Annotated in this window: 6 protein-coding genes and 1 pseudogene; 2 read left to right on the forward strand and 5 right to left on the reverse strand. The window is 35.4% G+C overall.

All coding sequences use genetic code 11. The features are described from left to right. Positions 1-7: 7 nt before the first annotated feature. Positions 8-988, forward strand: coding sequence for a UDP-glucuronic acid decarboxylase family protein (locus LV89_RS16865; RefSeq protein ID WP_109744095.1), 981 nt, complete (start codon positions 8-10; stop codon positions 986-988). A 346-nt stretch (positions 989-1,334) separates the two neighbouring features. On the opposite strand, the gene LV89_RS16870 is transcribed toward LV89_RS16865, so the two are convergent. The 5 genes from LV89_RS16870 to argS all read right to left on the reverse strand — a co-directional run bounded on the left by LV89_RS16870 (position 1,335) and on the right by argS (position 6,467). Beyond that, positions 1,335-2,336 carry a 3-oxoacyl-ACP synthase III family protein gene (locus LV89_RS16870; protein ID WP_109744096.1) on the reverse strand — a complete coding sequence of 334 codons (1,002 nt, stop codon included), beginning with the start codon at positions 2,334-2,336 and terminating at the stop codon, positions 1,335-1,337. A gap of 132 nt (positions 2,337-2,468) precedes the next feature. Then, positions 2,469-2,795 (reverse strand): HesB/IscA family protein, encoded by a 327-nt coding sequence (locus tag LV89_RS16875; RefSeq protein ID WP_109744097.1) that lies wholly within the window; start codon positions 2,793-2,795, stop codon positions 2,469-2,471. A 144-nt stretch (positions 2,796-2,939) separates the two neighbouring features. Next, on the reverse strand, positions 2,940-3,833 hold the full coding sequence (locus LV89_RS16880; RefSeq protein WP_109744098.1) for a 1,4-dihydroxy-2-naphthoate polyprenyltransferase: 894 nt from the start codon (positions 3,831-3,833) through the stop codon (positions 2,940-2,942). A gap of 100 nt (positions 3,834-3,933) precedes the next feature. Next, positions 3,934-4,497, reverse strand: a complete 564-nt coding sequence (locus tag LV89_RS16885; protein ID WP_229201542.1) for a glutathione peroxidase — start codon at positions 4,495-4,497, stop codon at positions 3,934-3,936. Positions 4,498-4,691: 194 nt separating this feature from the next. Continuing rightward, positions 4,692-6,467 carry an arginine--tRNA ligase gene (gene argS, locus LV89_RS16890; protein ID WP_109744100.1) on the reverse strand — a complete coding sequence of 592 codons (1,776 nt, stop codon included), beginning with the start codon at positions 6,465-6,467 and terminating at the stop codon, positions 4,692-4,694. Between the two features lie 194 nt (positions 6,468-6,661). On the opposite strand from argS, the pseudogene LV89_RS24925 reads away from it, so the two are divergent. Next, positions 6,662-6,900: pseudogene (locus tag LV89_RS24925) on the forward strand (IS982 family transposase); the annotation flags it as partial.

The following is a 6,900-nucleotide window of genomic DNA, read 5'->3' on the forward strand; positions in this document are numbered from 1 at the left end:
TGATATCATGAAAAGAGTTTTAATTACAGGTGGAGCAGGATTTTTAGGCTCACACCTTTGCGATAGATTTATCAAAGAAGGTTTCCACGTTATTGCGATGGATAACTTAATTACAGGTGATTTGAAGAATATCGAACACCTATTTAAATTACCAAACTTTGAATTTTATCACCACGATGTTTCAAAGTTTATCCATGTTCCGGGTGAATTAGATTATATTTTACATTTTGCTTCACCAGCATCACCGATTGACTATTTGAAAATTCCAATCCAAACATTAAAAGTTGGTTCTTTGGGAATTCACAACTGTCTTGGATTAGCTCGTGTAAAAAAAGCAAGAGTACTAATTGCTTCAACTTCAGAGGTTTACGGAGACCCTAACGTTCACCCACAACCAGAAGAATATTGGGGAAATGTGAATCCTGTTGGACCTCGTGGCGTTTATGACGAAGCAAAACGTTTCCAAGAAGCGATGACAATGGCTTACCATACTTATCACGGATTAGAAACTCGTATTGTTCGTATTTTCAATACTTATGGACCGAGAATGCGTCTGAATGACGGTCGTGTATTGCCTGCATTCATCGGACAAGCTCTTCGTGGAGAAGATTTAACGATGTTTGGTGACGGTTCACAAACTCGTGCTTTCTGTTATGTTGATGATTTAGTGGAAGGAATTTATCGTTTGTTGATGTCAGACTATGAACAACCAGTAAATATTGGTAATCCAGACGAAATTACGATTAAAGAATTTGGAGAGGAAATCATCAAATTGACAGGTACAAATCAGAAATTGATTTCGTTGCCATTACCAACTGATGACCCAAAACAACGTAAACCAGATATTACAAAAGCAAAAGCCTTGCTTGGTTGGGAGCCAAAAGTTGCCAGAGCAGAAGGCTTAAAAATCACTTATGAATATTTCAAATCTTTACCAAAAGATGAATTATTCAAAATGGCTAACCACCGTGATTTTGAGAAGAAATAGAATTTTATTGGTGATTGGTTACTGGAAATTGGTTATTGGTTAAATAGGGATTAGGATTTAGTGGTTAGGCATTAGCAATGTAACTCACTATTAATCAAGCAATTGTACCATACTCAAACATAATCGTAGCGGCGAACCGCCTAATTTTTAACGAATACTTACTAACCAATAAGTCATAAGTAAAAAAGTCCTCAAAAGCTATTTTGAGGACTTTTTTACTATTAACCAATTTCCAATAACCAATAAACCAGTAACCAATTTCCAGTAACCAATAAACCAGTAACCAATTTCCAGTAACCAATAAACCAGTAACCAATTTCCAGTAACCAATAAACCAGTAACTAAACTACCAACGAATCAAAGCTGACCCCCATGTAAAGCCACTACCAAAGGCAGCTAAACACACTAAATCACCGTCTTTTATTCTACCCGTTTCCCATGCTTCACAAAGAGCAATTGGAATTGATGCTGCCGTAGTGTTTCCGTATTTTTGAATATTATTCATCACTTTTTCTTCGGGCATTCCCATTTGTTGGCGAACATATTCCGAAATTCTAAGATTGGCTTGATGCGGTACTAATAAATCTATATCCTCGGGAGTTAAGCCATTTTTATCTAAAGCCTCACGAATAACTTCTGGAAAACGAACGATAGCGTGTTTGAAAACCGCATTTCCGTTCATAAAAACGTCTCCTGTTTTATTATCTTCTACCAAATCATCATAAAAACGTTTCGGGCGACTACTTCCTGGGTCTTTCACGTACAAGTCTTCGGCATACGTACCGTCAGCGTGTAAATGCGTAGAAAGAACTCTATGTTGTTCATCTTTAGTTGCTTGCATCACTACCGCTCCTGCCCCATCACCAAAAATTACTGCCACGCCACGCCCTTCATTTGAATGATTTAAAAATGTAGATTGCAATTCTGAACCAACTACTAAAATATTTTTATACATTCCAGATTTTATAAACTGGTCGGCCGTTGACATGGCATAAATAAAACCTGAACATTGGTCACGAATATCCAAAACGCCAACACCTTGCATACCCAATTCTCGTTGCATAACGAACCCAGGCCCGGGAAAATAATAATCTGGGGTAATGGTAGCAAAAACGATAAAATCAATATCTTGAGGAGAAATTCCAGCACGTTCAATCGCAATTCTTGATGCTTCGGTAGCCATTGAAGCATTTGTATCTTTTCCGTAAGTAAAATATCGACGCTCTTTAATTCCTGTTCGCTCAGTAATCCAAGCGTCGGACGTCTCCATAATTGTTTCTAAATATTGGTTAGTGATTACATTCTCAGGCACATAATGACCAATCCCTGTGATTTTTGAAAATAGCATAAATTTTAGTGTTGTTTGAAATACAAAATTACTATTTATCTAAGAATAATTTTATTATTTATAGGATAAGAAATAAAAGCCCTACAAAATCGGTATTTTGTAGGGCTTTTATTTTTGACAGATTACGAAAATCTACACCGCAAAACTCTCTCCGCATCCACAAGTACGAGTAGCATTTGGATTAATAAATTGAAATCCTTTACCATTCAAACCATCAGAAAAGTCTAATTCTGTGCCTGCAAGGTATAAAATTGATTTTTTATCAACCATAATTTTTACGCCTTTATCTTCAAAAATCATGTCTGTTGGTTTCTGTTCAGAAGCAAAATCGAGGTTATACATTAAACCCGAACATCCTCCTCCTTCTACGGCTACACGAACATTATAGTTTTCGGTAAGTCCTTCTTTTTGACGAAGTTCTATAATTTTATTAGCTGCTATTTCGGTTACTGTTACCATGATTGGTTATTTGTTATTGATTACTGGTTATTAGCTGAGAGAAAATTTAACTGTAATTTTTAAACGATTTTGATTTGTTGAAAGTTCCTTTATACTGCTAAAAGACTTTGCTCTGTCTGATAACCAATAACCAGTAACCAATAACTAAAAAACCTGTCCTATTCCAAAAGTTATTACGAATAACAAAGTTGTCAAAGCCATGACTTTTAAAAATGGGTCAATTTGAGCGGGCGTTTGTCCTTTAGAAACACCTATGCCAATCTTAATTAGCAGTGGCAAAGTGATTAAAAATATCCAATTTAATAATTCAGAGTGGTTCATTAATGAATAAATGACTGCCGAAGCAAAGCCCCCAATCAATAAAAACCAATGATAAATCACCGCTTTATCTTTTCCTAAACGTACAGGAATTGAATTTTTACCTGTTTTAATATCAGAATCAATATCACGTATATTATTGATATTCAGCACTCCAACGGCAAAAAGTCCACATGAAGTAGCAGGAAGCAAATTCAACCAATTAAATTCATGCGTATGCAAATAGTAAGTACCTAAAACCCCAACCCAACCAAAGAAAATCAAAACCGAAATATCTCCAAAACCCATATATCCGTAAGGTCTTTTGCCTACGGTATAAGTAATGGCGGCAATGATAGCTAAAATTCCGATTCCGAAAAAAGTAAGAATGGTTTTAATAGAAGTATCTTTCAAACCTTCATAAATCAACCATGAACCTGTAATAAATGACACTATCGACATCAAAATAATGGCTTTAGTCATTTGTTCACGTGTGATTGCTCCTGTTTGCACGGCACGAGTGGCAACTGTTCTTTCAACGGTATCTACTCCGCTGACAGTATCGCCATAATCATTGGCAAAATTGGAAAGAATTTGCAAAAAAGTGGTAGTAAGGACGGCTAACCAGAAGATTGTCCAAGAAAAAGCCTGTGAGCCTACTGCCAAAAAACTGCCCATCAAAATACTTGAAAGAGCAAGTGGCAAGGTGCGTGGACGAGCCGCAGAAATCCAATGTTTCATATCTGAGTCTATGAGTTTATAGGTATATGAGTTTATGAGTTCATAAAAATGGCTAACTACCTTTTCTTATGAACTCATAAACTACATTTACTCATAAACTTTATTTAATTGCATCCATAAATTCTTTACTATCTGGTTTTACGCCTGATGCAAAGAAATGTGTTAATTCTCCTTTTTCGTTGATAACGTATTTGCAGAAATTCCAAGATGGCTCTTTATCGTTCCAACCATTTAAAGACTTGGTAGTCAAGAATTTATACAAATCACATTTACCTTCACCTTTCACTACAACTTTTGAGAACATTGGGAAATTTACACCATAATTCTTTTTGCAAAACGCAGCAATTTCTCCATCAGTACCTGGTTCTTGTCCACCAAACTCATTTGAAGGAAAACCTAAAACCACTACTTTATCTTTATTTGCTTCGTAATATGTTTCCCAATCAGCATATTGCTTAGTAAATCCACATTTTGAAGCGGTATTCAAAATAATTACTTTTTTGCCTTTGTAAATCGACAAATCAACCTCTTTTCCATCTAATGACTTCATTTTGAAATCATAGATTGTTTTTGTAGCAGTAATTGTAATGTTTTCAGGACGCTCTACAAAGCTGTTCTGTGTAAATGGAACTGATAATGCCCCCAATAATGACCCTATTTTCATGAGTTTTAGTAACATAACTGTTGTGAAGATTAAAATGATGGATATAATTATTTTTTTGTTCATAAACGTTTGAACTATGATTTGTTGGACTTATATGATTTTAGGATAAAAAATTAGAACCTTGTAATAAATTACGGTGTGAAATTAACCCTAAAACTCAATGAATCTTATAAATCATAGTTCAGACAGATTTCTTACATTCTCGACGGGACTTTAATTCCTAATAAACTCATTGCTTTCTGAATTGTTTCACCCACTACACCAGAAAATGCAATTCTGAATTGTTGAGCATTTTTATCAGTCTCATTAAAGATATTTATTTCGTTGTAAAAACGATTATATGCCTTCGCTAAATCATAAACATAGAACGAAATTAAGGCAGGAGAAAGTTCACGACCTGCATCTGCTAAAATCTGAGGATATTGCCCTAACAAATATATTACTTCTCTTTCTGATTCTTGCAAAGCTGGATAATCAGTTGTTTTTCCAACAATTCCTTGTTCATGTGCTTTTCTTAAAATTGAGCAAATACGAGCGTGTGTGTATTGAATAAACGGCCCAGTATGTCCCTGAAAATCAATAGATTCTTCAGGATTAAACAACATTCTTTTCTTAGGGTCAACCTTCAATAAGAAATATTTTAACGCTCCCATTGCTAAGGTGTCGTACAATTCGTCCGCTTCTGCTTTGGCGAATCCTTCGGTTTTTCCCAATTCTAAAGTGCGTTCACGGGCAGTATCAGTCATTTCTCTCATCAAATCGTCCGCATCAACAACTGTTCCTTCACGAGACTTCATTTTACCCGAAGGTAAATCTACCATTCCATAACTTAAATGGAAAAGTCCATCAGCATACGGGCGACCTAATTTCTTAATGATTTTGAACAAAACTTCGAAATGGTAATCTTGCTCATTTCCAACCACATACACAGATTTTGACATCTTGAAATCATTGTATTTCAACTCTGCTGTTCCCATATCTTGGGTAATATAAACAGATGTTCCATCTTTACGAAGCACCAATTTTTGGTCAAGTCCTTCTTCTGTCAAATCTATCCAAACCGAACTATCTTCTTTCTGGAAAAACACGCCCGATTTTAATCCTTCTTCAACGAATTTTTTACCCAATAAATAGGTATTTGATTCACGGTAAATTTTATCAAAACTTACGCCCATTTTCTCGTAAGTAAGACCAAATCCTGCGAAAACCCATTCGTTCATTTTCTCCCACAAAGCAATTGTTTCAGCGTCTCCGTTTTCCCATTTCAACAACATTTCTTGGGCTTCAAGGAGCAATGGAGCTTGTTTTTTAGCATCATCTTCCGACAATCCTTTTTCTTTCAAAGCCTCTATTTCAACTTTATAATGTTTGTCGAATTCCACATAATATTTTCCAACTAAATGGTCGCCTTTTATGCCAGAACTTTCAGGAGTTTCGCCATTACCAAATTTTTGGTACGCCAACATCGACTTACAAATATGGATTCCACGGTCGTTTACCAAATTAGCTTTTACCACTTTATAGCCATTAGCGGATAAAATTTGAGCCACCGAAAACCCTAAAAAGTTATTCCGTAAATGACCTAAGTGAAGCGGTTTATTAGTATTTGGCGAAGAATATTCCACCATTACCGTTTCATTTTTATCAGGTAATTGTCCAAAGGTTTTATCTCTAAAAATACTGGTAAATAAATCTACCCAAGCCGAATCAGCGATAGAAATATTCAAGAAACCTTGCACTACATTGAACGCACTTACCACGCCAGAATTGGCTACAAGATAATTCCCGATAGCATTTCCTAACTCTACGGGCGACTTACGTAATGCCTTAATGTATGGAAACACCACGAAGGTATAAGTTCCTTCAAATTCCTTTTTAGTACTTTGTAAAACGATGTTATTTTCTTCAACATCAAACTCCGCTTTCAACGCTGCGGCAATGTGGCTTTGTATTGTTTTTTCTATGTTCATTATTTTTTGTAATTCTTTCTATTTGCTAACCCTGATTTGCAATCGGGGTTGGGGTCAGCGGGGTGATTGCGACTTTTCTTATTTTAACGTGAGTTATTGATATAACAAACTGATAATCAATTTTTTACAACAAAAAAAAGCAATATTGCCGACTCTAATGTATTTTTGTAATTGCACAAAAACAAGAACACATCATGAGCCGACTAACATTGCTAACGACAAAATTAACAGAAATTTTCATTGACTGCGACGATTTTTGTAAGTGTTTTGAAAAACACATGGTTGAATCAGGAGAAAGTTTAGCTGTCTCCAAAATGAGTACCAGTGAAATGATGGCGATCAGTATTTACTATCATCATTCGGGCGTTAAATGTTTTAAATATTACTATCAAATTATTATCAAAGGATATTTAAAATCATATTTTCCTAAGGC

The sequence above is a fragment of the Arcicella aurantiaca genome, from assembly GCF_003148625.1.
GTDB classification, from domain to species: domain Bacteria; phylum Bacteroidota; class Bacteroidia; order Cytophagales; family Spirosomataceae; genus Arcicella; species Arcicella aurantiaca.

Coding starts and splice junctions, on each gene's coding strand:
- LV89_RS16870 (WP_109744096.1), bottom strand. CDS start 2,336: ATGCTATTTTCAAAAATCACAGGGATTGGTCATTATGTGCCTGAGAAT.
- LV89_RS16880 (WP_109744098.1), bottom strand. CDS start 3,833: ATGAAACATTGGATTTCTGCGGCTCGTCCACGCACCTTGCCACTTGCT.
- LV89_RS16885 (WP_229201542.1), bottom strand. CDS start 4,497: ATGAAAATAGGGTCATTATTGGGGGCATTATCAGTTCCATTTACACAG.
- LV89_RS16865 (WP_109744095.1), top strand. CDS start 8: ATGAAAAGAGTTTTAATTACAGGTGGAGCAGGATTTTTAGGCTCACAC.
- argS (WP_109744100.1), bottom strand. CDS start 6,467: ATGAACATAGAAAAAACAATACAAAGCCACATTGCCGCAGCGTTGAAA.
- LV89_RS16875 (WP_109744097.1), bottom strand. CDS start 2,795: ATGGTAACAGTAACCGAAATAGCAGCTAATAAAATTATAGAACTTCGT.